This window comes from Nocardia aurea (genome assembly GCF_003123685.1).
Classification (GTDB): domain Bacteria; phylum Actinomycetota; class Actinomycetes; order Mycobacteriales; family Mycobacteriaceae; genus Nocardia; species Nocardia aurea.
Map to the genome: position 1 here is coordinate 127835 of NZ_QCYJ01000021.1, position 21637 is coordinate 149471.

21 protein-coding genes are annotated in these 21637 nt (G+C 68.1%); 5 read left to right on the forward strand and 16 right to left on the reverse strand.

Annotated elements, in window-relative coordinates; genetic code table 11:
- Positions 1-104 precede the first annotated feature (104 nt).
- The 5 genes from DAT37_RS08205 to DAT37_RS08225 all read right to left on the reverse strand — a co-directional run bounded on the left by DAT37_RS08205 (position 105) and on the right by DAT37_RS08225 (position 5572).
- A complete protein-coding gene (locus DAT37_RS08205; protein WP_408637379.1) occupies positions 105-683 on the reverse strand; it encodes a twin-arginine translocation pathway signal in 579 nt (192 codons plus the stop codon).
- The gene (locus tag DAT37_RS08210; protein WP_232839588.1) at positions 611-1684 is read right to left on the reverse strand and encodes a hypothetical protein; all 1074 of its coding nucleotides are present in this window, start codon (positions 1682-1684) and stop codon (positions 611-613) included. The genes DAT37_RS08205 and DAT37_RS08210 overlap by 73 nt, the downstream gene beginning before the upstream one ends.
- Positions 1685-1933: 249 nt before the next feature.
- On the reverse strand, positions 1934-3298 hold the full coding sequence (locus tag DAT37_RS08215) for an amidohydrolase family protein (protein ID WP_109524114.1): 1365 nt from the start codon (positions 3296-3298) through the stop codon (positions 1934-1936).
- Positions 3292-4644: a CoA transferase gene (locus tag DAT37_RS08220; RefSeq protein ID WP_232839589.1), complete on the reverse strand. Its 1353-nt coding sequence runs from the start codon at positions 4642-4644 to the stop codon at positions 3292-3294. Before DAT37_RS08220 ends, DAT37_RS08215 begins: the two co-directional genes overlap by 7 nt.
- The gene (locus DAT37_RS08225) at positions 4628-5572 is read right to left on the reverse strand and encodes an enoyl-CoA hydratase/isomerase family protein (RefSeq protein ID WP_109524116.1); all 945 of its coding nucleotides are present in this window, start codon (positions 5570-5572) and stop codon (positions 4628-4630) included. Before DAT37_RS08225 ends, DAT37_RS08220 begins: the two co-directional genes overlap by 17 nt.
- Positions 5573-5812: 240 nt before the next feature.
- Here DAT37_RS08225 and DAT37_RS08230 point away from each other — a divergent pair, with 240 nt between their 5' ends.
- Both DAT37_RS08230 and DAT37_RS08235 read left to right on the forward strand, forming a co-directional pair.
- Complete coding sequence (locus DAT37_RS08230) at positions 5813-7324, forward strand: class I adenylate-forming enzyme family protein (protein WP_109524466.1); 1512 nt, start codon at positions 5813-5815, stop codon at positions 7322-7324.
- Between the two features lie 21 nt (positions 7325-7345).
- A complete protein-coding gene (locus DAT37_RS08235; RefSeq protein WP_109524467.1) occupies positions 7346-7648 on the forward strand; it encodes a hypothetical protein in 303 nt (100 codons plus the stop codon).
- 59 nt (positions 7649-7707) lie between these two features.
- On the opposite strand, the gene DAT37_RS08240 is transcribed toward DAT37_RS08235, so the two are convergent.
- Together DAT37_RS08240 and DAT37_RS08245 are read right to left on the reverse strand one after the other, a co-directional pair.
- On the reverse strand, positions 7708-9309 hold the full coding sequence (locus tag DAT37_RS08240) for an FAD-dependent oxidoreductase (RefSeq protein ID WP_109524117.1): 1602 nt from the start codon (positions 9307-9309) through the stop codon (positions 7708-7710).
- A gap of 64 nt (positions 9310-9373) precedes the next feature.
- The gene (locus DAT37_RS08245; protein WP_109524118.1) at positions 9374-10207 is read right to left on the reverse strand and encodes an acyl-CoA thioesterase; all 834 of its coding nucleotides are present in this window, start codon (positions 10205-10207) and stop codon (positions 9374-9376) included.
- 124 nt (positions 10208-10331) lie between these two features.
- Between DAT37_RS08245 and DAT37_RS08250 the strand changes: the two genes are divergently transcribed.
- Positions 10332-11504, forward strand: a complete 1173-nt coding sequence (locus DAT37_RS08250) for an acyl-CoA dehydrogenase family protein (RefSeq protein WP_109524468.1) — start codon at positions 10332-10334, stop codon at positions 11502-11504.
- 50 nt (positions 11505-11554) lie between these two features.
- On the opposite strand, the gene DAT37_RS08255 is transcribed toward DAT37_RS08250, so the two are convergent.
- Genes DAT37_RS08255 through DAT37_RS08265 form a run of 3 tightly spaced genes read right to left on the reverse strand, consistent with a single transcriptional unit; the run spans position 11555 to position 13424 of the window.
- The gene (locus DAT37_RS08255) at positions 11555-11752 is read right to left on the reverse strand and encodes a ferredoxin (RefSeq protein WP_109524119.1); all 198 of its coding nucleotides are present in this window, start codon (positions 11750-11752) and stop codon (positions 11555-11557) included.
- The gene (locus tag DAT37_RS08260) at positions 11743-11997 is read right to left on the reverse strand and encodes a ferredoxin (RefSeq protein ID WP_109524120.1); all 255 of its coding nucleotides are present in this window, start codon (positions 11995-11997) and stop codon (positions 11743-11745) included. The genes DAT37_RS08255 and DAT37_RS08260 overlap by 10 nt, the downstream gene beginning before the upstream one ends.
- Positions 11994-13424: an NADH-ubiquinone oxidoreductase-F iron-sulfur binding region domain-containing protein gene (locus DAT37_RS08265; protein WP_157978358.1), complete on the reverse strand. Its 1431-nt coding sequence runs from the start codon at positions 13422-13424 to the stop codon at positions 11994-11996. Before DAT37_RS08265 ends, DAT37_RS08260 begins: the two co-directional genes overlap by 4 nt.
- Positions 13425-13465: 41 nt before the next feature.
- On the opposite strand from DAT37_RS08265, the gene DAT37_RS08270 reads away from it, so the two are divergent.
- Positions 13466-13942 (forward strand): hypothetical protein, encoded by a 477-nt coding sequence (locus DAT37_RS08270; RefSeq protein WP_109524122.1) that lies wholly within the window; start codon positions 13466-13468, stop codon positions 13940-13942.
- A 14-nt stretch (positions 13943-13956) separates the two neighbouring features.
- Here the strand turns inward: DAT37_RS08270 and DAT37_RS08275 are convergent, their stop codons facing one another.
- The 6 genes from DAT37_RS08275 to DAT37_RS08300 all read right to left on the reverse strand — a co-directional run bounded on the left by DAT37_RS08275 (position 13957) and on the right by DAT37_RS08300 (position 19865).
- The gene (locus DAT37_RS08275; RefSeq protein WP_109524123.1) at positions 13957-14823 is read right to left on the reverse strand and encodes an alpha/beta fold hydrolase; all 867 of its coding nucleotides are present in this window, start codon (positions 14821-14823) and stop codon (positions 13957-13959) included.
- Between the two features lie 22 nt (positions 14824-14845).
- On the reverse strand, positions 14846-15247 hold the full coding sequence (locus DAT37_RS08280) for a Rieske (2Fe-2S) protein (protein ID WP_109524124.1): 402 nt from the start codon (positions 15245-15247) through the stop codon (positions 14846-14848).
- The gene (locus DAT37_RS08285; RefSeq protein WP_109524125.1) at positions 15248-16393 is read right to left on the reverse strand and encodes an amidohydrolase family protein; all 1146 of its coding nucleotides are present in this window, start codon (positions 16391-16393) and stop codon (positions 15248-15250) included.
- Positions 16394-16423: 30 nt separating this feature from the next.
- A complete protein-coding gene (locus DAT37_RS08290; RefSeq protein WP_109524126.1) occupies positions 16424-17518 on the reverse strand; it encodes an amidohydrolase family protein in 1095 nt (364 codons plus the stop codon).
- Positions 17515-18879 carry a cytochrome P450 gene (locus tag DAT37_RS08295; protein WP_109524127.1) on the reverse strand — a complete coding sequence of 455 codons (1365 nt, stop codon included), beginning with the start codon at positions 18877-18879 and terminating at the stop codon, positions 17515-17517. The genes DAT37_RS08290 and DAT37_RS08295 overlap by 4 nt, the downstream gene beginning before the upstream one ends.
- 125 nt (positions 18880-19004) lie before the next feature.
- On the reverse strand, positions 19005-19865 hold the full coding sequence (locus DAT37_RS08300) for a mycofactocin-coupled SDR family oxidoreductase (protein WP_109524128.1): 861 nt from the start codon (positions 19863-19865) through the stop codon (positions 19005-19007).
- A gap of 219 nt (positions 19866-20084) precedes the next feature.
- Between DAT37_RS08300 and DAT37_RS08305 the strand changes: the two genes are divergently transcribed.
- Complete coding sequence (locus DAT37_RS08305; protein ID WP_109524129.1) at positions 20085-21623, forward strand: AMP-binding protein; 1539 nt, start codon at positions 20085-20087, stop codon at positions 21621-21623.
- Positions 21624-21637 lie beyond the last annotated feature (14 nt).

Consider the following 21637-nt stretch of genomic DNA (forward strand, 5'->3'; position numbering starts at 1 on the left):
GACAGCCTTGCCTATCCGAGAACTGAGTTCTTTCGGTGCGCAGGGTCGCCTACCGCGCGTGTCCGGGGAGAACACGTGGTCCAGGAGCGAGAACGCGGTTGCCGCTACACCGGATCGAAGGACGAGATGCGCCAGTCGTCGTCGACCTTGGTCAGCGAAACCCGCACACTGCTCGCGGCCATGGCCGGATCGGGTTTGTCCGCACTCGTGGTCGTCTGATTGATGAAGACCAGCACCACCGCCGAATCCGGCTTCAGGTCCGAGACCGCGGCGCGGACCACGGCGGCGGTGGTCTCGACCGATTTCTGTTTCGCCGCGGGCGCGACGATCTGCTGGGTGAACTGCGAATAGTAGGTCAGGAAGTCGCCGGTGAGATGGCCCTTCGCCGACGCGAAATCGCGGTCGAGGGTGTTCGGCCCGTACGACAGCAGGGCGACGGTGCCTTCGGAGGCGGCGGCGACGGCCGCTCGCGCGGCGTCCTCGCCGGTCTCGCGGTCCGGCTGGTACTGCCGAATCGCCAGGGTGGTCGCGGTGGCCACCGAAACGAGGACCGCGAGCGTGAGCAGAACCATCCAGGGCTCGGCGCGGAGCCGGCCGACTATACGTGCGATCACGGTACGAACTCGACTTTCGACATCTTGATCTGACCGTCCACTCGCGTCACTGTGACGCTGAGTCGCCATGCGCGGGGTTCCTGCTCGGCGCCGGCGGAATTGGTCACCCGCGAGGTCGCCGCGACCAGTACCACCGCGGTGTCGTCGGTCATGGACTCGACCGCGACACCGTTGACCGTCCCCTCGGTCGCCACCTGTGACTGCCGGATGACATTGGTGAAATCGTCTGCGCGGCTGCTGAAGTCCTCACGGAAGGAACCGGTGGAATTGTCGAGCACGCGCTGCACGTCCTCGGCCGCGCGATTGAAATCCAGGGTGGTCAGTGCGACGACACCCTGCCGTGCCGCCGCGCTGAATTCCGCGGTCCGGCGATGTTCCTCGGACGCGGTGTGGTGATTCCACACGAAGAATCCGCTGGCGGCGAGGGCGACGACGACCACTGCCACGGCCGCCGTCACGACGGCGACGCGTCGACGGCGCGGGCGGGTCGCCACGTCCGGGCTCTCGGTCGGCGATGGTGCCGCGGCCGCGGTCTCCGGGTCGACGAGCGCGATGTCGTCGGACGGGGCGGCGGCCTTCTCGATCGTGATGTCGACCGGATCCGCCCCGGTGGTCGCGGCGGGGTTCGTCGTGTCCGCGATATCGGACCGTGCGGTGGTGTCGGCGGTTTCCGTGCCGCTCTCGGACGCGGAGACCGCGTCGCCGGGAGGCGTGTCCGACGAGAGTTCGCTCGCCACTTGGGATTCGGTGTCGGCGCTGTCGGCTCGATCCGTCGGCGCCGGTACGACGACGTGGTCTGGCGCGTCGGCCTCGGTTCGACCGTTCCCGGTATCCGCTTCGCGTCGGCCCTTCGGCGCGGAGGTCACACCCGCGTGTCGCCGCAATCGCGCGGCGTGGGCGCGAGCGCGGGCCGCCTCGGCGGCGGCTTCGGCCGCCTCGGCTTCTGCCTCGGCCTCTTCCAGTGCCAGAAGCAGTGTGCGCGAATCGGATTCCGTGGGCGCCGCGGTCTCGTCCGATTCGGCGCCACGCGTGCCGGGTGGGTCGAGAGCATGGTCGGTGAGTGGTTGCATCGTCGGTCCCTCGACATCGTGACGGATCGCGAATTCCCGGGCTGCGGGCGTGCGCCCGTGCGGGCTACGGATCGGTCCGTCGTGTCAACTTTGACGAGAATGACGTTACCACTTCGTGGTGATTCCGGTCATAAATTTCCATACGGAATGCTCTAGATTTGCATTCTGACATGCGGAAATGGCATTTCTCATTTTCGCGAATATCATTCCGATCTAAACGTCTGACGGTGGTTTCGGTCGCCCGAGCCGTCACCGTGCGTCGGTGCTCGTCGCATCGAAGCGGTAGGTCGCGTGCCCGCCGACGACGGTCAGCGCGACCATGTCCGACGCGAGTTCGGCCAGCGCCTGCGCGGGCGCCGCCGTGAGCACGCACAGATCACCCGGCTGGCCCACTTCGACGCGCCGCGCCAGGTCGGGGCGCTGCGCGGACCCGCAGAAGAGTGCCAGCGCCCGCTCGGCCGAAATCCGTTCGGCGGGTCCGAGAATCTCGCCCCCGACGGTCCGGCGGTGCACGGCGGCGCGCATGGCGGCCCACGGATCGCCGTCCCCGAACGGCATATCGGTGGACAGCGCGAGCCGGACGCCCCGGTCGAGCAGTGAGGCGACCCGCCACAGCATCGGATGGTCCCGCACGGGAATGTCGCGCAGATAGGCGTCGCCGCGCTCGGCCACGAAATTCGGCTGGGTCACCACCGTCACGCCCAGTTCGGCCAGCACGTCGAGGTAGTCGTCGTGGATCAGCGCGCCGTGTTCGATGCGGTCGCGCGGGTCGTGGCCCGCCGCCTCCAACGCCGCGACGGTCACCGCCAGTTGGCTTTCGGTCACGCAGTGCACGGCGATACCGCGATCGGCGCGATGACAGCGCGCGGCCCGGTCGGTGAGATCGTCGAGATCGAGGGTCTCGTCGTCGAGGATGATCTTGACCGGACCGATCGTCACCCCGGGCACCGCGATGACGCCCAGCGCCGCCAGGCTGTGCGGTCGTTGCGGCAGTTCGCCGCTGTGATGCGCGGCGGCGAGCGCGTCGATATCGGCCTGGCTCTGGCCGGGAGTCGCGTCGGTGACACCGGTGACGCCCCATCCCGACAGTGTCGCGCCGAGTCGGGACAGACGATGCTCGACCGGGGGCAGGGTGTGCCCGGGGTCGGTGTCGACGCGGAACAGCCTGCCGTCCGGATGGTCCGGCATCCCGAGCGCGCCCAGACCGGGGGAGTTCACGATCCACAACGCGCCGCTGCGGTGCTGGACCCGCATCGGCCTGCGGGATTCGATCGCGTCCAGCGCTCGACGGTCGATATCGCCCGCGACGGATTCGTGATAGCCCACGGCCCGGATCCAGCCGTCGACATCGGGGGTGGCGGTGCGCAGCGCGACGGCGAAACTCTCGGGATCGTTCGTCCACGGCGGACCGACCCGCGCCGAGGTCTGCGCCGCCGCGGTCGAGCGGAGATGGACGTGGTGGTCGTGCAGACCGGGCACGACCGCGCCGCCCGCCGCGTCGAAGACCTCTTCGCCGCGCTCCGGTGACAACCGTTCGTCCATGGCGACGATCCTCGCGCCGACCCGCAGATCGACGCGCCTGCCGTCGAGAAGGGTGGCGCGCTGGATCAGCACGCCGCGAGCCTGTCGGCGACCAGTCGTCGCACGATGTCGGTATCCGCGCCGACGGCGCCCGCGCGCGGTCCGATATCGGTCGGTCGGGCCGGTGCGAGCACGGGGAACGTCGAATCACGCGGTGCGCGCGGCAGTGCCGCGTAGGTCGCGGCGACGGCGGCCATGGACAGTTCGACGAGTTCGCCGCCGCCGCGTCCGAGCGAATCGAGCACCGCCGCGGCGGCCTCGAGTCCGGTGAGCGGATCGGCGATCGCGTCGCCGCAGAAAACGGGCCGACGCGGCGCGCCGCCGACCAACCCACCCGACACCGCGGCGTCGTCCCCGAAAGCCACGTGATCGGCCGCGGGGCCTTCCGTCCCGTGGCCGGTGATCCGGAGCCAGACCCGGCCGGGACGCGCGGGGATATCGTGCGGTCCGAGACCGCGCCGTTCGAGCGCGGCGGGCCGTGAACCCTCCAGCACGATGTCGGCGACCGTGAGCAGAGCGCGCAGCGAATCGGCGTCGGTGTCCAGATCGGCTGCCCAGCAGAGCTTTTCGCCGTTCATCCAGTCGAAGAAGGCCGGGGCACCGCCACGGGTGCCGTCGGGGCGGCGCGGACTCTCGACTTTGACCACCGTCGCGCCCGCCTCGGCGAGCAGTCGGCCGCACAGCGGTCCGGCCCACATCGACGTCAGATCGACCACGAGGCATCCGGCGACCTCGCGCGCGGGTCCGCGCTGTCCCGCGCGGCGGATACGCGGTGCGGCCGGGGCGGTTTCACCGAGTGTCGCGGCGGGCAGGCCGAGGAGTCGGGCGCGTTCGGTGATCTCCTCGGCCGGACGTCGCGCCGCCCACTCCCGAATCGCGGGCCACGGATCGGATTCGACCGCGTCGGATTCCAGCAGCGCGGGCACGGTCTCCACATCGACCGCCCGCGAGAGCGTCAGCGCGCACCACCCCTCGCGCGCGGCCGACAGCGCGGTCGCCCCGCCCGCGGACATATCGCCCCGGCGTCGCAGTCCGAGCAGGGCGGCGCGGCCCGCCAGGAGATTCGGCACATCGATCGTGACAGCGGTCGTCGTGGTGATCCGCCGCCCGACCTCCAGCGCTCGTGTCAGGACCGGGGCGCGCGAGAACTCGGGTGTCCCGTCGGGTGTCCCCGTCAGCCACGCGAGCCCGCTACTCGCCCACAGCGCGGCGGCCTCGACCGGGTCGACGGTGTCGTTGCCCGGCGGGCAGGCCGCGGCGTCGCGCTCGGCGTTCGGATCGGAGTCGCCGGAGCGGACCTTCGGCTGCGCGTCGCCGGGGGCGCGCCCCCGGGGCGGTCCGCCGGTACCGCCCGTCATCGGATCAGTCGCCGATCTCATCGATCAGACCCCACTCGAGTGCCGTCGTCGCCGTGATCGTGCGGCCGGTCAGCACCAGGTACGCCGTGCGCCAGCGCCCGATTCTACGGGTGACGCTCACCGTGCCGCCCGCGCCGGGGATCAGGCCGAGCTCGAGTTCGGGGAGGCCGAATACCGTGTCGGGGTGGGCGCGCACGGTGCCGAAGAACGAGGCCATCTCCAGTCCGCTGCCCAGGACGCGGCCGTGCACGAAGGCCCGGCACTCGGGCCCGAGCCTGCGGGTCAATTCGTCGATCGCCTGCGCCGGGCTGTGCCTGGTCCGCGCCACGTGCGAAGCCGCCGGGTCGACGAAGGTGCCGAATTCCGCGAGATCGCCGCCGCTACAGAACGACGGTCCCGCGCCGCGCAGGTGGACCGCGCGCACGGAGGGGTCCAGCCTGGCCACCGTCAGCGCGTCGAGCAGTCCGGCCCTGGTGCGATTGTCGAAGGCGTTGTGCCGACGCGGACGGTTGAACGAGATCTCGAGGGTGTCGCCGCTGCGTGAGCACAGCACCGCCTCGGTGGTTTCCTCCGGTACGCGTTTCGGGCCGCGTTCGTCGAGCCAGCGTCGGAATTCGGGTCCGGCCTGCAATGTCGAGTAGGCCAGCGATTCCAGGGCGAGCCCCGGCCACAGTTCGGCGCAGGCCGCGGTGGCGCGCAGGACGTCGTCACAGATCGTCGCGGCCAGCGGCGACCGCGCGCAGCGGGTCTCGATCTCCTCGAGCGTCTTGTCGACGGAGTCGACGGTGACCAGGCGCGGATCGCTCGATTCGTTCTCGGTCAGGGTGAACGTGGCGCGCTCCAACCATGATTCCGGGTCGTCGGGATCGACGCCGACGGCGATCACCGGGCCGGACGGCACCGCTGCGGTGATGTCGGCCTCGGTGCTCGGTGCTATCACCCGGATCACGGTATTTTCGGGCCTTTCCTGGTGCGGTCGTGGTGCTGATCATGATGCCACCTCCGCCCTTTGCGCTGGTCCGATGCCGGGCTCCCGCACTTTTCGGCCTACGGGTTACGCTCGTTTGCATATGTTATTCTCCGAACAGGAGAATGCCACTATCACGCGGATCGACCGGCGGTCCGCGCCGAATGCCGACAGCGGTATGCCGAGGCGATGTCGATCGGTGGCGCACTGAGAGGCGACTGCATGAGCATTTCGTTGTTGCTGGACATGGCGGCGTCGAGCGCCCCGGACCGCGTCGCGGTCGTCTCCGACGAATTGCGGTGGACCGCGGGGCATTTGAACACGCTGACCGAAGGCGGCGCCGGGGTCATCCAGGGATCGGGCGCGCGCACCGTCGCCTACGTCGGCACGGGCGGTGCGCTGCTGCCGCTGCTGATCTTCTCGTCGGCGCGCGCCGGTGTGTCGTTCGCGCCGCTGAACTACCGCCTCAGCGGGGTGAAACTGCGCGAGCTGATCGATCGGCTCGAGGATCCGCTGCTGATCTGCGACAGCGACTACGTCGACAGCGTCGGCGGCTACGAGGGCCGCCTGCTGCGTTCGGAGGATTTCCTCGACGCCGCGGCCTCGGCCGATCCGGTATCGGAGATGCCCGAGCCCGACGACGTCGCCGTGGTGCTGTTCACCTCGGGCACGACCTCCGCGCCCAAGGCCGTGGAACTGTCGCACAACAACCTGGTCAGCTACATCACCGGCACGGTCGATTTCGCCTCGGCGGACCCCGACGACGTGGCGCTGATCTGTGTGCCGCCGTATCACGTCGCCGGTGTGGGCGCGGCGCTGTCGAATCTGTACGCGGGCCGCAAGATGGTCTACCTGCGCAGTTTCGATCCGGCCGAGTGGGTGCGGTTGATCAACAGCGAACGCGTCACCACCGCGACGGTCGTGCCGACCATGCTCGATCGCGTCATCACCGAGATCAAGCGCGCGGGCACCACCCTGCCGACGCTGCGCAACCTGGCCTACGGCGGATCCAAGGTGCCGCTGCCGCTGGTGCGCACGGCGTTGGAACTGCTGCCCGAGGTCGGTTTCGTCAACGCCTACGGCCTGACCGAGACCAGTTCCACCATCGCGGTATTGGGCCCGGAGGACCATCGCGCGGCGCGCGCGTCCGACGATCCGGCCGTGGTGCGCAGGCTCGGTTCGGTCGGACGCCCGGTCCCGGGCATCGAGGTCGAGATCCGCGACGAACTCGGCGCGGTGCTCGGCCCGGACGAACCCGGTGAACTGTTCGTACGTGGTGAGCAGGTGTCGGGCAAGTACACCGGCATCGGTTCGGTGCTCGACGAGAACGGGTGGTTCCCGACCAAGGATGTCGCGGTGCTCGACGCCGAGGGCTACCTGTTCATCGGCGGCCGTTCCGACGACACGATCATTCGCGGTGGCGAGAACATCGCGCCCGCCGAGATCGAGGACGTGCTCGTGGAGCATCCCGGTGTGCGCGAGGTGGCGGTCGTCGGCGTCGAGGACGCCGAATGGGGCCAGATCATCGTCGCCGTCGTGGTGCCGGAGGAGGGCGCGGATCCGGATCCGGAGGAACTGCGCACCTACGTTCGTGGCACACTGCGTGGTTCACGCACCCCGGATCGGGTGGTGTTCAGGGACGGCCTGCCCGCGACGCCGACCGGCAAGGTGCTGCGGCGTGAACTCATCGATGAACTCACCCTCGACGCCGCTGTCGGCGGCGCGGGTCAGTAGTACCGGTCAGGAAGGATGATCATGATCAAGAACGGTTCTCGGCTACGCAGCCAGGTCTGCGATACCGAGGTCATCGTCGTGAAGTCGTCGGACAGCCTCGACGATCTGCGCGCCGGCGGCGTCGCCATGGTGGCGATCGACGGCGAGAAGGCCGCGGACGCGGCGCTCGACGCCGAATTCGCCGACGGCACGGTGATGGGCAAGCGCTACGTCGACGAGAGCGGTGCGGAGGTGCTGGTCACCAAGGCCGGTGCGGGCAGCCTGAGCGTGGGCTCGACCAAGCTGGCGCTCAAAGAGGCCAAGCCGCTGCCCGCCAGCGACTGATTCCCGGAGACGACGATGGCACCGCCCCGGTGACGGGTGCGGTGCCATCGTCGTTTCGGCTACCCCCGCGCGGTGGTCACCATCTCCTCGATATCGATGAACTTCACGCGCGGCCGGGTCACCTCGGCGCCACGCTTGCGTTCGGCGGCGTCGATGGCCCGCCAGCCCTTCCAGTCGACCGCGTCGACACCGCGTCGGGCCAGCAGTCCGCGCAGTGCCGCGCGATCGCCGACCTCACGGTGCAGAGCGCCCCGGTCGAAATCGGCGATGAGCTGGGCGACGGTTTCCTCCGCACAGCCGCGATTGGTCCCGATGACGCCGCGCGGACCCCGTTTGATCCAGCCGGTGACGTACACGCCGGGGACCGCGGCGCCGTCCGCGCCGATCACCTTGCCGTTCTCGTGCGGCACCGTCCCGGTCGCCTCGTCGTAGGGCAGACCCGCCACCGCCGAGCCGCGGTAGCCGATCGACCGCAACACCAGCGAGGTCTCGATGACGGTCGATTCGTCGGTTCCGGTGCGCGCGACGCGCAACCCCGTCACCCCGTCCTCGCCGACGAATTCGGTCGGCGAGCTGTCGAACCGGAAGACGATGCGCTTGTTACCCGGCGTCGGGGTCCGCTCGGCGAACTCGCGCGCGATATCGAGTTTGAGCCTGGTCTCCACGTCGTCGTCGGGCCTGCTCTCGGTGTCGCCGCCGTCGATGACGACGTCGATGCCCGGCAGATGTCCGAGCGCGTGAAACTCACCGAGGGAGAACGCGCCGTCACGCGGTCCGCGACGGCCCAGGATGACCACCTCCTCGATCTCGCTGCCCGCGAGGGCCGCGAGGGCGTGCTCGGCGATATCGGTGCCGGTGAGCGCGTCGGTGTCGAGCAGCAGCATCCTGGCGACGTCGAGGGCGACATTGCCGTTGCCGATGATGACCGCGCGCCGCCCGGACAGATCGAATTCCCGTGCCGCGTGGTCGGGATGCCCGTTGTACCAGCCGACGAAATCCGCGGCGGCGTGGTGGCCCGGGAGTCGGTCCCCCGGGATGCCCAGGTCACGGCTGGAGGACGCGCCGACCGCGTAGATCACCGCGTGGTGGTTGGCGAGCAGATCCGCGTGGGTGATCGCCTGCCCGATCTCGACGTTGAGGTAGCAGCCGAACCGGGCGTTGCCGAAGGCGCCCTCGAAGATCTTGACCACCGATTTGGTGCGCTGGTGATCGGGGGCGACGCCTGCCCGGATCAGCCCGAACGGTGTCGGAAGCCGTTCGAACAGTTCGACTTCCACGCCGTCGACGCCGAGCAGTTCGGCGGCCGCGTAGCAGGCGGCCGGGCCCGCGCCGACGATCGCGACGCGCAGCGCGCCCCGGTCGACGGCGGGCGGGCGGGTCATCGGCATGATCATCGCCGGTTCGAGCGGGTTGTGCCGGAAGTATTCCGCGTTGATGTCGAGGAACCGCTCCATGCCCTCGGGGAGGTCGAATTCGGAATAGACCGCGTCGACCGGGCACTCGTCGGCGCACGCGCCGCAGTCGATGCAGGTCTCCGGGTCGATGAACAGCATCTGGGTGCCCGGCGACCCGTCGGTGGCGCTCGGCCGGATGCAGTCGACCGGGCACGCCGACACGCAACTGGCGTCCTTGCAGCAGTTCTGTGTGATGACGTAGGTCATCGGTCGGCCTCCTTCGAAGGTGACGGATCGGGGCCCGCGTGGCGGGCGCTGGTGCGCCGAAGGCTCACGAACGGAACCGCACGAGTGCTTCCTGGGCGAAGGAGGCCACGAGGGTGCCGTCCTCGGTGAGCGCGTCACCGCGTCCGAATGCCCTGCCGTTGGCCAGGATCGGGCTGTGCTGGCGCACGAGCAGCCAGTCGTCGGTGCGCAGCGGGCGGTGGAACCACAGCGTGTGCGAGGTGACCGCGGACAGGAACTGGGTGCCGTTGCCGACGTGGCTGATGCCCTCGACGGGGCGCAGCGCGGTGCCGATCAGGGTGAGGTCGGTGGCGTAGGCGGCCAGGGCGGGGGCCAGGGTGGGCTCGACCTCCGGTGTGCGCATCCAGAATTGGAATTCGGCGGGGCCGGTGGCGGTGCTGTCGAGATCGTCGTCGGCGCGGACCTCCCACGGGATGAGGCCGAATTCGCGAGGCGTGCTCTGTTCGGCCGTACCGCCGACCGCGTCGACGGTCTGACGGTCCAGCCCTTCCTCCGGGGCGTGGATCGAGGCGACGGCCGAGGCGACGACCTCGGCGCCCTGGGTGGCGTTGATGGCGAGGGTGCCGAAGGAACGGCCCTCGTGCCTGCGGATCACCTCGTAGCGCACCGGCTGATCGGCGCGGCCCTCACGCGGGAACACGGTGTGCAGCGATTTGACCGTCTTGTCGGGGCTGGCCAGACGCGCGGCGCTCAGCAGCTGCGCCAGGATCTGACCGCCGAAAATACGGTGGTACTCGAGTTGCTGGTTGGGGCCCTCGTAGTACAGGGCACCGGTGGCTCCGGCCGAGGTCGCGTCGTCGTCGACGGCGATTTCCTTCAGATCCAGGCACGCGAGAAGGTCGCTCCACATATCGGACATGCGAATAGTGTAAGTGATACTCTCTCTGACTGAGAGGGGCATTCTCCGTGACGGTAGCGGACTGGCGACAGCGCACCCGGGCTACGGTCCGCGGAGCCTCACGCGCCGAGAGCGAGGCTTGATCGTGCAACTGACTTTCGACGAGACCGTGGAGGCGTTCCGCGCGGAATTCGTCGCCTTCCTCGACGAGCATCTGCCCGACGAATCGGAGGCGACCGAACGGGCCCGCTCGACCTCCCACCTCCCCGAATGGGCGCGGCGCTGGCAGCGCCTGCAATTCGACAACGGCTGGCTGGCGCCGGGCTACCCGCCGGAATTCGGCGGCCGCGACGCCGGGGTCATCGAGCAGTACGTGCACCGCGAGGAATTGGCGCGCCGTGGCATCTACGAGAATTTCAACCCGCAGGGACTCGGCATCATCGCCGCTTCGCTGATCACCTTCGGTTCCGCCGAACAGCAACGGCGCTGGGCGATTCCGATCCTGCGCGGCGATATGACGGCCTCGCTCGGCATGAGCGAGCCCGGCGCGGGTTCGGACCTGGCCGGTCTGCGCACCCGCGCCGTACTCGACGGCGACCGGTTCGTCGTCAACGGTCAGAAGGTGTGGACCTCGGGAGCCCACGACGCCGAGGTCCTGCTGACCTTCGTGCGCACCGACCCCGACGCCGTCAAACACCGTGGCATCTCGGCCCTGCTCATCCCCACCGATTCGCCCGGGGTGCAACGGCGACCCTTCGCCTCGGTCTGCGACCGCGACGACCTCGACTTCAACGAGGTCTTCTTCGTCGATGTCGAGGTGCCCGCCGAGAACCTGGTCGGCGAGTTGCACAAGGGGTGGGCGGTCGCGACCGGATCGCTCGGACACGAACGCACGCTGCTGTGGCTGGCCTTCGCCGACCGGCTCGGCAATCTGGTGGACGAATTCGAGCCAGACGGCCCGGTGCAGGCCGATCAATACGCGACGCTGATCATGGACAACTACGCGCTGCGCCTGCTCGGCTCCGGCGCGCTGGCCGCGGCCGCGCGCGGCGTGGACGACGTGGCGGGAATGTCGGTGCTGAAACTGCTCGGCTCCGAAGCCGCCCAGCGGGCCACCGAAGCCGCGCTCGACGCCTCGGGGCCGGACGGGCTGGCCCATCCCGGTGTCACCGGCAGGCGCAGCGCCCTGAATCTCGAGGACGTGGCCGCCGGTTGGTTCGACCGCTACGTGCGGACCTTCGCCGGAACCATCGCGGGCGGTACCTCGGAGATCCAGCGCAACATCATCGCCGAGCGGGTGCTCGGACTGCCCCGGTAGTGGTGGCGCGCGCCGGAGCGGCGGTATGGTCCCGGTGCGCGCCGGGACCGCTATTCCACGAGGGAAATGGCGTGACGCGGACACTGCACCACCGCGTCGCGCACCCGCGGTTCGATATCCGCGGTGAGTTCCTCGCGCAGCAGCTCGAGCCGATCGTCGTCATCGAGCTCGAACACCTCGGGGATGATTCCCGCGCAGATGCCGTTGCTCTCGCACAGCACGGTGTCGACGTGGATCCTCATCGTGATACCTCCGTGGTCTGTGCGACGGTCGCGGGTTCGTCGGCGCGCGTGGCGGCGTCGGGGGTTTCGATAATGGCGTGCACCGGGCAGTCCAGCAGCGCGCGCATGACCGCGTCGCGGTCCGACGGCGGGATGACGCCGTCGCCGACCAGGACGGCGTAGCCCCAGTCATCGAGCGAGAAGTACTCCGGCGCGTGTTTGGCGCAGATGCCGAAGCCGTCGCACATGGTGCGGTCGAGTCGGATCCTCATGCGTGGGCCACCGCTTCCACTGCGAAGGGGCGATCGGCGGTGTAGGCGCCGGATCGGCAGGTCGGACAACGATTGTCGAGGTGCTCGGTGACCTCGGCGGGGAAACGGGCGAGCAGGGTCGCCGCGGTGTTGGTCGCGCCGTCGAGGGTGCCGCACGCGCCACGCCCGCGCAGCACCACCGACCAGCGCTCGAGCCGGGCCAGATCCTCGGTGCCCGCGACGCCGTCGCGCAACGCGTTCAGGGCGGCGGCCATGGCGGCGGTGCCGTTGAAGCAGGAACCGCACTGTCCGGCGTTCTCGCGGTCGAAGTAGCTCATCACGGCCGCGGCGACCGCGACGGGGCATTCGGAGGTGATCAGCGAGATCGCCCCGCATCCGAGTCCGCTGCCGAGCGCGCGCAGCGCGGCGTGGTCCAGCGTCGCGCCGAGTACGTCGCGGTCGAGCATGCCCGCGAAGTAGCCGCCCATGAGCGCGCCGCGCACGTCATCGGGCGAAATACCTTCCCAGGACAGCAGATCGGTGAGCGCGACACCGTGGGGGAGCTCGTAGAGCGCGGGCGCGCGTCCGGCGACGGTGAGCGTCGCCAGGAAGGTTCCCGGCGAGGTGGCCGTGCCCTCGGACCGGAACGCCTGCCCGCCGTAGCGCTGGACGAACGGCAGGTTCGACAGCGTCTCGACATTGCTCACCACGGTGGGGACACCGGCGACGCCCTGCTCGAAGGGGCGCGGCGGCTTGTCCTTGGGCAGCGCGGGCCCGCCGTTGATGGCCTGGACGGCCGCGGTCTCCTCACCGGCCACATAGGCGGGCTCGACCGTCACCACACGTACGACCAGATCGTCGAGCGCGCCCGCGCCGCGCCCGCCGACCGCCTCGGGCGCCTGCCCGGGGCTCGGGCCGCTGAATCCGGCGGCATCACCGAGGCCGGGTTCGCCGAATCCGGCGGCTTCCGGCTCGCGGGCGTCGAACTCTCGAGCGCCGACCTCGGCGATGGCGGCCTCGATCCGCTCGGCCGCTTCGGGGTCGGAGACGTAGACGAAAGCCCGTCGCGCTCCCACGACCGCCGCGGCCAGGCGCAGTCCGTCCAGGATCAGGTGCGGGCGGTGGCGCAGCAGCCATTTGTCCTTGATCGAGGACGGTTCGCCCTCTTCGCCGTTGGCGACCACGACGGTGTCACCGCCGCGCAGATGGGCTTCGCGCACCGTGCGCAATTTGATCGCGAGCGGGAACCCCGCCCCGCCCCGGCCGAGTAATCCGCTGCGTTCGACCTCGGCGAGCAGATCCGTGGTCGAGGCCAGGGCGCGGTAGCCGCCCTGTTCGCGGTATTCGGCCGCGCTCTCGATGCCCGGCGCGGCCCGCAACAGACGCGGGCGGCAGCCGGGGGCCGTGGCAACGGTGAGTGAACCGGACGGTTCGAACGCATCGCGCATGGTCACCTCCTCTGGCTGATTTCCTGGTTAAGCTGGCCGACATGAGGACGGCGGTGCTGCGTATCAATATCGACCCGGCCGGTGAGCTCGCCGATGAGCAACTGGCGCAAGGGGTCTCGGCGTTGCGTGCCGGGGTCGCGGCATGGGAGGGCGAGGTGCTCGGCGGCGGCGACCTGCCCGCCGCGCCGCCGAATCGGCGCGAAGTGCAGTTGCTCGTCGCCACCGACGACGCCGACGGCGCACACCGGGCCGCGCTCGAACTCTGCGCGCGGGCCTTCGGCACCGAACCCGCCGCCGGTGTGGTGACCTTCATCAGCCGCGGCACCGACGACGACGCCCACGGCGTCCTCGCCGGATTCGGGCTGACCGCCGAGGTCGTGCGGACCCAGGACGCCGACGGGTTCGACGTCGTCTCGGTGATCGTGGCGAAGGAAGATCTCGAGCGGGTGCCGGAGAGCCGCCTGCACACCGCGCTCGAGGCCTCGCTCAACTGCGAGGTCACCGTTCTCGCGAAGTGAATCGCGCGCGGCCATCAGCTGCTCAGGAATCGCAGGATGGCGGGCGCGGCGAGTACCCAGGTGTCGAACAGGTTGTAGCGGTTCACCTTTCCGGACGCGCGATCTTCCATCGCGCGTTCCCACGCGTCCTCGGGCCACGGCGGGTCGATCAGGACCGAACCGCGGATCAGGCAACTCACCTCCAGCGAGGTGCGTTTGGGGTGGTCCAGATCGTTCTCCCCGCCCCGGATGATCAGGGTCGGCACGGTGATGCCGTCGAACAGCTCGTCCTCGACGCCGGGGATGGTCTGACCGGGTTTGGGGACGTAGGCGTTGAGCCAGCGCAGTTGCAGTCTCACGAACTCGTCCCGATCCAGCGCGAGCAATCGCTCCTTGTTGGCCGGATTCCGTTCGATCAGCTCACGCCATTCGCGCAGCCGCACCAGACTCTCCACACCACCGGCGCGCGCGGCCTGCAAACTCGGCATGATGTAGTACGAGCCGAGATTGAACGACCCGTACACACCGCCGACGATATTCCAGAGCACCAGCCGTTCGACCAATTCCGGATACAGGATCGCGGTGATCATCGAATCCCGCGCACCACCCGATCCGCCCGCGAGCACGCACGGCCCGGTATCGAGCGCGGTCAGCAATCCGCGCAGGGTGTGCGCGCGCATGTGCGATTCGCTCTGCCCGTAGAACTGCACATCGGAATCACCGCAGTTCGGGCGGTCCCACAACAGCACGCGATAGCCGCCGTCGACCAACGCCCGCGCGAGTGGCCGCACACCGGGGATATCCATACCGAACCGCCCACCGGGGGTCAGCACGATCAGTTCGCCGGTCTCGCCCAGTATCTCGTAGGCGACGCGGCCACCGTTGATCTCCACCGAGCCCATCACGGTCTCCTTCGACTGTTGCTCATGCCGTCACGACGACGTCGTCACCGACGATTCGCACCGGATAGGTGCGGATACTCCACTCCGGCTTCACCGCCGTCGTTCCGGTAGCGAGTTCGAAACCCCACTGGTGCCACGGACAGAAGATGAATTCCTTGTCCCGCACCATGACCGCGTCACCCGGCACGCTCTCGTCGACGACCGTGCGTCCGCGGGTGCGGCCCGAACACAGTGGACCGCCTTCGTGCGGACAGTAATTCGCGATCGCGTAGTAGGTGCCGCCGACGTTGTAGACGCCGACACCGTGCCGCCCGATCGGCACCACCTTCGACTTCCCGGGCGGGATCTCGTCGACGGTGGCGACGACATGCTCACGCCCCTGCGCCAACCTGCGCTCACCGGCGGGTCCCGAGGTGTCCGACACTCAGAACACCCGCCTCTGCCCCTGGAGCACGGGCACCGTCTCCGGGAGGTGGTAGGTCTCGATGCCGTTGCGGAACATCACCCGCTCACGCGCGTAAGTAGGTAAATGTTTCGCGAGCCAACTGGGATCGTCGAAGGTCCAGTGCGGGTAATCGGAGGAGAACAGCAGGATCTTCTCGCATTCCATCCACTCGAACGCCCGGGTCAACTCCGTCTTGTCCTCGGGGTAGTCCAACGGCTGGGTGGTGAACTTGATGTGCTCCTTCACGTATTCCGAAGGCTTGCGCCGGATTCCGGTGAAGGATTTGCGCGCCTCGTAGATGGCGTCCATCCGCCACATCAACGGCAGGATCCAGGTGAAGGCGTGTTCGACGAACACGATCCGCAGGGTCGGGAACCGGTCGAAGACACCGTCGAAGATCAGGCTCATGATCTGATTCGCGGCGAGCAGCGAATAGGTGACCATGAAATCGTGGTTGTAGCTGGGGAATCCGACCGGCGTCATCGGCATGGTCTCGAACGCGCCCCGCGCCAGATGGCAGCTGACCACCAGGTCGTGTTTGGTCGCCGCGGCCCAGATCGGGTCGTACTTCGGATCACCCCACGCCGGACGGGGTTCGGCCTTGATGAGGATCTGGGACATGTACTCGTGACCCGCCCAGTGCTCGATCTCGCGGACCGCGCCGACCGGATCGTCGATCGCCGCGCAGATCGAACCACGCCACCGGGTGTGCCAATTGTTGTGCGAGTCCAGCCAGTGGTTGGCCAGCCAGTGATTGACCCCGGTGGCCAACGCCTGGGTCGCCTCGGGCAACCGCGCGGCCTTGACGGTCGGCTCCAGGATCGCGATATCCGAACCCGCGTCCAGGATCAACTGACGAAACGCCAGATCCGGGTCACTGCCGGGGAATTCACCGTTCTCCGGGAACGAGTCCACCCGCATCGCGTACGCGTGCGCGTAGTCGGGCGCGTCGTAGAGGATGGTGTCCCCGACGCGATGACTACGAAAGTACGACGTGCGATACGGCTCGGGAATGTACTCGAGAAGTTCCCCGCGCCGCGGCACGGGGTGGACGTCCGAGTCGACGACCCGGACGGCGACCTGCTCGGCGGCCGGTACGCGTGCTTGCTGATGGGCCAAGGTCATGGTCGTCTCCTTGCAAGGGACCGAAAGCGACTACCGGGTGCCCGACGGAACCGGGATGTCGATTCCGTAGAGTCCGGCCGCGTTGCGCCAACAGAGCTTCTCGCGCTGTTCGGCGGTGAGTGCGGAGGGCAGCGTGTCGATATCGCCGCTGTGCCAGTGTGGATAACTGGACCCGAACATCACCATATCTTCTTTGCCCGTGAATCCGAGCCATTCACCGGCGAATTCGGTATCGCCGGGACCGTCCAGGCTGCCCTGGACGAAGTACACGTGGCCGGGCAGATAATCGCTCGGCATGCGAGGCGCCCACGGTGTCTGCTCGAGATGCGGACGACCGAAGGTGTCCATACGCCAGGTGAACGGGGTCAGCATATCCGCGGCGCCGTCCGCCCACACGAATTTCAACGCCGGGAACCGTTCGAAAACGCCCTCGGCGATCATGTTCATCAGGTGATAGACGTAGTTGAGCGACTGGAAGCCCAGGTACTGCTCGTAGGTACGCGGATGTCCCGAGGGCGTCGGCGCGAACCCGATGCTCTCACCGGTCTCCACGTGCGCCGCCACCGGAAGTCCCGCCTGCGCCGCGGCTTCCCACAGCGGCCAGAACTGCGGTTTGCCGTAGAGTTCGCGCGATTGCAACGGGATGCCGATCTGGACCACGCCCGGATGGTCGCCCCATTTGTGGATTTCGCGCAGCGCGCCCGGAATGTCCTCCGGATTCACGCGGATGGTGCCGCGGAACCGGGAGGAGTATTCGCCGGTGTCGAGCCAGCGGGTCACCAGCATCTCGTTGTGCGCGGCCAGGACCGCGGTGGTCAGATGCCGGTCGGGCAGAATCCCGCGCGTCATGGGATGCAGGATCGCGATATCGACGCCGCGTTCGTCGAACAGTTGCCGTCCGACGAACTCCGGATCCGAGCCGGGGTATCTGCCCCGGCCCTCGGGCTTGGTCCCGGCGGCGTATTCGCCGCCGGGAGCGCCGTACCAGTCCATCTCGGCATCGGGGATGCCACGGCTCCTGTAGGGCTCACGCAGGAAACCGCGCATATCCCGGTTGGAGCCGAAGAAGATGTGCACGCTGGCATCGATGACGGGGATGCTCGAACCGTCCGCGGTGAACCTCATCGAATCTGCGCGACTTCCGGACGTTCGGTGACCGGCGCGGCCAGACCGTATTTCTCGCAGGCCTGTTGCAGGGTCTCGAGTGTCTCGTCGAGGCCGGGGCCCAGACGTTTGCCCGGGGTGAAGGTGGCGGGGAGTTTACGCATGCCCTGGATGACACCGATGGTGTCGTAGTGCACCGCGCCGTCGGGGTCGCAGCGGAAATCGGGCATGCGGTCCAGTACGGCGGTGAGCATGGATTTGAAGACGGTGCGCGCCACGTTCGAGCCGATGCAGCGGTGGATGCCGAGTCCGAAACTGAAGTGCCGGTTGCCTTTGCGATCGAGGACGATCTCGTTCGGATCCTCGAAGATCGAGGGATCGCGGTTGGCCATCGCCCAGGACAGCCACAGTCGTTCACCCTCTTTGAACCGGGTGTTGTCGATCGTCACGTCTTCGGAGATCGTGCGTCCGTCGCCGGGCGCGGGGGTGTAGAAGCGCAGGAATTCCTCGGTGGCGGGGTCGAGCAGGTGGTCGCGCTCCGCGCTGAGGGTGGTGCGCTGTTCCGGGTTCTCCGAAAGCCATTCCAGGGCGTGGGCGGTGAGTGCGGTGGTGGTGTCGAAGCCGCCGCCGATGATCAGGCCGAGCATGCCGAGCAGTTCGAGGTCGGGGGCGGGCTCGCCGTCGATGCGGAGCTGGGCGAGGCCGTTGACCAGGCCCGGGCGCGGGTTCTGTTTGATCTCGTGCATGTTGGTGAGCAGATCCAGACCCATCGCGCGGTGCATCTCCGCGACGCGGGTGACATCGGGTGAGTCCTCGGGGGTGTAGACCGCCGCGTGCACGGGCTCGCTGTAGATCGACCACTGCTTCAGGGGGATGCCGAGCATGGCCAGCGTCAGTACGGCCGGGACGATATTGGCCAGGTCGTCGACGAAATCGATACTGCCGGACTCGATCTTCTCGTCCAGGGCCGCGCGCGTGATCTCATCGATGAACGGTTCCCAACGCTTGACCGCGGCGGGCGACAGGTAGGGGTTGAGGACCGACCGGTAGATGCGGTGTTCGGGATCGTCCATCTCGAGGATGCCGCCGCGAACGACCGAGACGCGCTTGGCGTAGGGGATGGAGATGCCCTTGTAGCCGCGACGTTCGTTGTTCAGGTCGTGGTCGTTGGAAACCGCTGGGCAGCGGGCGAGTTCGAAGACCGCGTTGCCGCTGGCGGCGACCCAGTGCCCGCCGTGGGTTTCGGTCCAGGCCACGGGACACTTGGCCTGCATCTCTTCGGTGATCTCTTGGAATTTGTGCCGGTATTCGGGGGTGTGCCGGTCGAAGTGGTACTGGGGGCCCTTACGGCCTTCGTCAGTGGCGACGTCGTCAGTGCTCACGGTGTTGTCTCTCTTTGATCACGGTGTCGGCCGCCCCGCGAATGACAGGTGCTCGCCGCTCGAATCCGGTTGTCCACCTAAAGATATGCGCCGCACCGTCAGACGGTGCGGCGCAATCAGGTCGTTCAGATCTTGAAGTCGTACCACTTCAGGTAGCCGCCGCCGTCGACGCGCAACTGCACGCCGGTGACGTAACGGCCTTCGTCGGAGACCAGGAACAGGATGGCGTTGCTGATGTCCTCGGGCTCGATGTACGGAATCGGCATCGCCTGCTGCACACCGAAGACCGGCTCGGCGTCCGCGCGGGTCGGGTGCTCCAGATCCGGGCGGAACGAGCGGTACATCGGCTCGCTCTGCAGCATCGGGGTGTTGCAGTTGGTCGGATGCACGGTGTTGACGCGGATTCCGCGCGGTGCGATGTGGGTGGCGAGGTCGTGGACATACGACGCCAGCGCACGCTTGGAGTGCACGTAGGCCGCACCGCCGAGATCCTTGCCGGGCACGTCCACCTTGGAGGTGTCCATCAGCGCGGCGGTCGAACCGGTCGCGACGATGGCGGCGCCTTCGCTCAGGTGGGGGAGCGCGACCTGGATGGCGTTGATGGTGCCGACCAGGTTGGTGTTGATGACGTCGGTCCACGCGTCGATCTGCGGCTCGCCCTTCATACCGGCGATGCCCGCCTGGGCGATGACGATGTCGAGCCTGCCCAGTTCCGCGATACCGGCCTCGAGCGCGGCCTTGAGCTGCGCGGCGTCACGCACGTCGGCCTTGGCGGTGAAGCAGCGCTGCCCGGTCTTGGTCACCAGGGCCGCGGTCTCCTCCAGATCCTCGGGCGTCGCCAACGCGTATCCGACGGTGGTCAGGCTCTCGCACAAGTCGATCGCGATGATGTCAGCGCCTTCTTCGGCCAGTCGCACAGCGTGGCTGCGACCCTGGCCACGCGCGGCGCCCGTGATGAATGCGACTTTGCCCGCAACACGTCCCACAGTGATCCCTTTCTATCCCCCAACCGGTGCGCAAGAATTTTACTTCCGCTATATGAGAACGGTACTCTACCCATAGATTGCCTGCAAGACTCCGGCATCTACCTGGCGAATTGATGCCATTCTCGCTACGGATACGCGCGCTCCCGTTCACACTCGTTCGAGGCGGTGTCGGTGCATCGCATATTAGTTCCTCTCGCGTACTGAGAATGGTGTTTTCACATGCGAACGATTCCCTCTGAACTGCGGACTCGATACGAGCAGGAGGGTTGGTGGACCTCCGATACGCTCGGTGACCTGCTGAGTCGCAGCCTCGCGCCGGCTCGGGACAGGGATTTCCGCGTGCACTCCGATGTCAGGCCGTGGTCGGGCACGGTCGGCGAGGTCGAACTGGTCGCGCGCAGGCTGGCCGCGGGCCTGCGCGCGCGGGGCGTCGGGCCGGGCGATGTCATCGCCTTCCAGCTACCCAACTGGATGGAAGCGGCGGCCACCTTCTGGGCGTCGGCCTTCCTCGGCGCCGCGATCGTGCCGATCGTGCACTTCTACGGGCGCAAGGAACTCGCGCATATCTTCGAGACCGCCCGGCCGAGCGTCTTCATCACCGCCGAGCGGTTCGGCCGGATGACCTACGAACCCGATGTCTGCGCCGACATTCCCGTGGTGGGGGTGGTCGGGCGCGACTTCGAACAGCTGCTCGCCGACGAGCCGATGACCGGCACGCTGAGCATCGATCCGGCCGCGCCCGCGCTGATCGCCTTCACCTCGGGCACCACGAGCGCGCCCAAGGCCGTCGTGCACAGTCATCAGACGCTCGGGTGCGAGGCCAGGCAGCTGTCCGAGCGCAATGTCCGTGACCGCAGCATCCAGCTGACCGCCGCGCCGGTCGGTCATTTCATCGGAATGGTCGGCGCCTTCCTCATTCCGGTGTTGCACGGCAAGCCGATCCACCTCGCCGACGCCTGGGATCCGAAGCGGGCACTGGCGTTGATGAAGAACGACGGCCTCGCGATCGGCGGCGGTCCACCGTATTTCGTGACGAGTCTGCTCGAGCATCCCGATTTCACCCCGGAACATCTGCGCGGGGTGCAGTACTTCGGGCTGGGCGGGTCGGCGGTGCCGCTCGCGGTCACCCGCAGGCTGGCCGATCTCGGCATCACCGCTTTCCGTGCCTACGGCAGCACCGAACATCCTTCGATCTCCGGGTCGCTGTTCGACGCGCCGGAATTCGAACGGCTGGCGACCGACGGCAGACCGATGCCCGGTGTCGAGATCAGGTTGGCCGAAGATGGCGAAATCCTGAGCCGGGGGCCGGACCTGTGCGTAGGGTATCTCGATGAATCGTTGACGGCGAAGGTGTTCGACGCCGAGGGCTGGTACCACACCGGCGATATCGGCGTCCTGCACCCGGACGGTCACCTCACGATCACCGATCGCAAATCCGACATCATCATTCGCGGTGGCGAGAACATCAGCGCGCTCGAGGTGGAGGAGTTGCTCCTCGGCATGCCCGAGGTCGCCGAGGCGGTGGTGGTCGCCGTGCCGGACAACCGATTCGGTGAACAGGTCGGCGCCGTGCTGCGGCTGCGGTCCGGGCATCCCATGCCGTCGATGGCCGGGGTGCGGCAACATTTCGAGGCGGCGGGTATCGCGCGCCAGAAGTGGCCGGAGCGGCTTTTCGAGGTCGCGGAGTATCCCCGCACCGCCAGCGGGAAGGTCCAGAAACATCTGCTTCGGGCAGCTATTGCGGACGCGTCGCTGTGAGAATACGATTCTCT

Coding starts and splice junctions, on each gene's coding strand:
- DAT37_RS08265 (WP_157978358.1), bottom strand. CDS start 13,424: ATGCGCGATGCGTTCGAACCGTCCGGTTCACTCACCGTTGCCACGGCC.
- DAT37_RS08210 (WP_232839588.1), bottom strand. CDS start 1,684: ATGCAACCACTCACCGACCATGCTCTCGACCCACCCGGCACGCGTGGC.
- DAT37_RS08275 (WP_109524123.1), bottom strand. CDS start 14,823: ATGGGCTCGGTGGAGATCAACGGTGGCCGCGTCGCCTACGAGATACTG.
- DAT37_RS08305 (WP_109524129.1), top strand. CDS start 20,085: ATGCGAACGATTCCCTCTGAACTGCGGACTCGATACGAGCAGGAGGGT.
- DAT37_RS08205 (WP_408637379.1), bottom strand. CDS start 683: ATGGCGACTCAGCGTCACAGTGACGCGAGTGGACGGTCAGATCAAGAT.
- DAT37_RS08245 (WP_109524118.1), bottom strand. CDS start 10,207: ATGTCCGATATGTGGAGCGACCTTCTCGCGTGCCTGGATCTGAAGGAA.
- DAT37_RS08220 (WP_232839589.1), bottom strand. CDS start 4,644: ATGAGATCGGCGACTGATCCGATGACGGGCGGTACCGGCGGACCGCCC.
- DAT37_RS08260 (WP_109524120.1), bottom strand. CDS start 11,997: ATGAGGATCCGACTCGACCGCACCATGTGCGACGGCTTCGGCATCTGC.
- DAT37_RS08285 (WP_109524125.1), bottom strand. CDS start 16,393: ATGACCTTGGCCCATCAGCAAGCACGCGTACCGGCCGCCGAGCAGGTC.
- DAT37_RS08235 (WP_109524467.1), top strand. CDS start 7,346: ATGATCAAGAACGGTTCTCGGCTACGCAGCCAGGTCTGCGATACCGAG.
- DAT37_RS08240 (WP_109524117.1), bottom strand. CDS start 9,309: ATGACCTACGTCATCACACAGAACTGCTGCAAGGACGCCAGTTGCGTG.
- DAT37_RS08270 (WP_109524122.1), top strand. CDS start 13,466: ATGAGGACGGCGGTGCTGCGTATCAATATCGACCCGGCCGGTGAGCTC.
- DAT37_RS08230 (WP_109524466.1), top strand. CDS start 5,813: ATGAGCATTTCGTTGTTGCTGGACATGGCGGCGTCGAGCGCCCCGGAC.
- DAT37_RS08290 (WP_109524126.1), bottom strand. CDS start 17,518: ATGAGGTTCACCGCGGACGGTTCGAGCATCCCCGTCATCGATGCCAGC.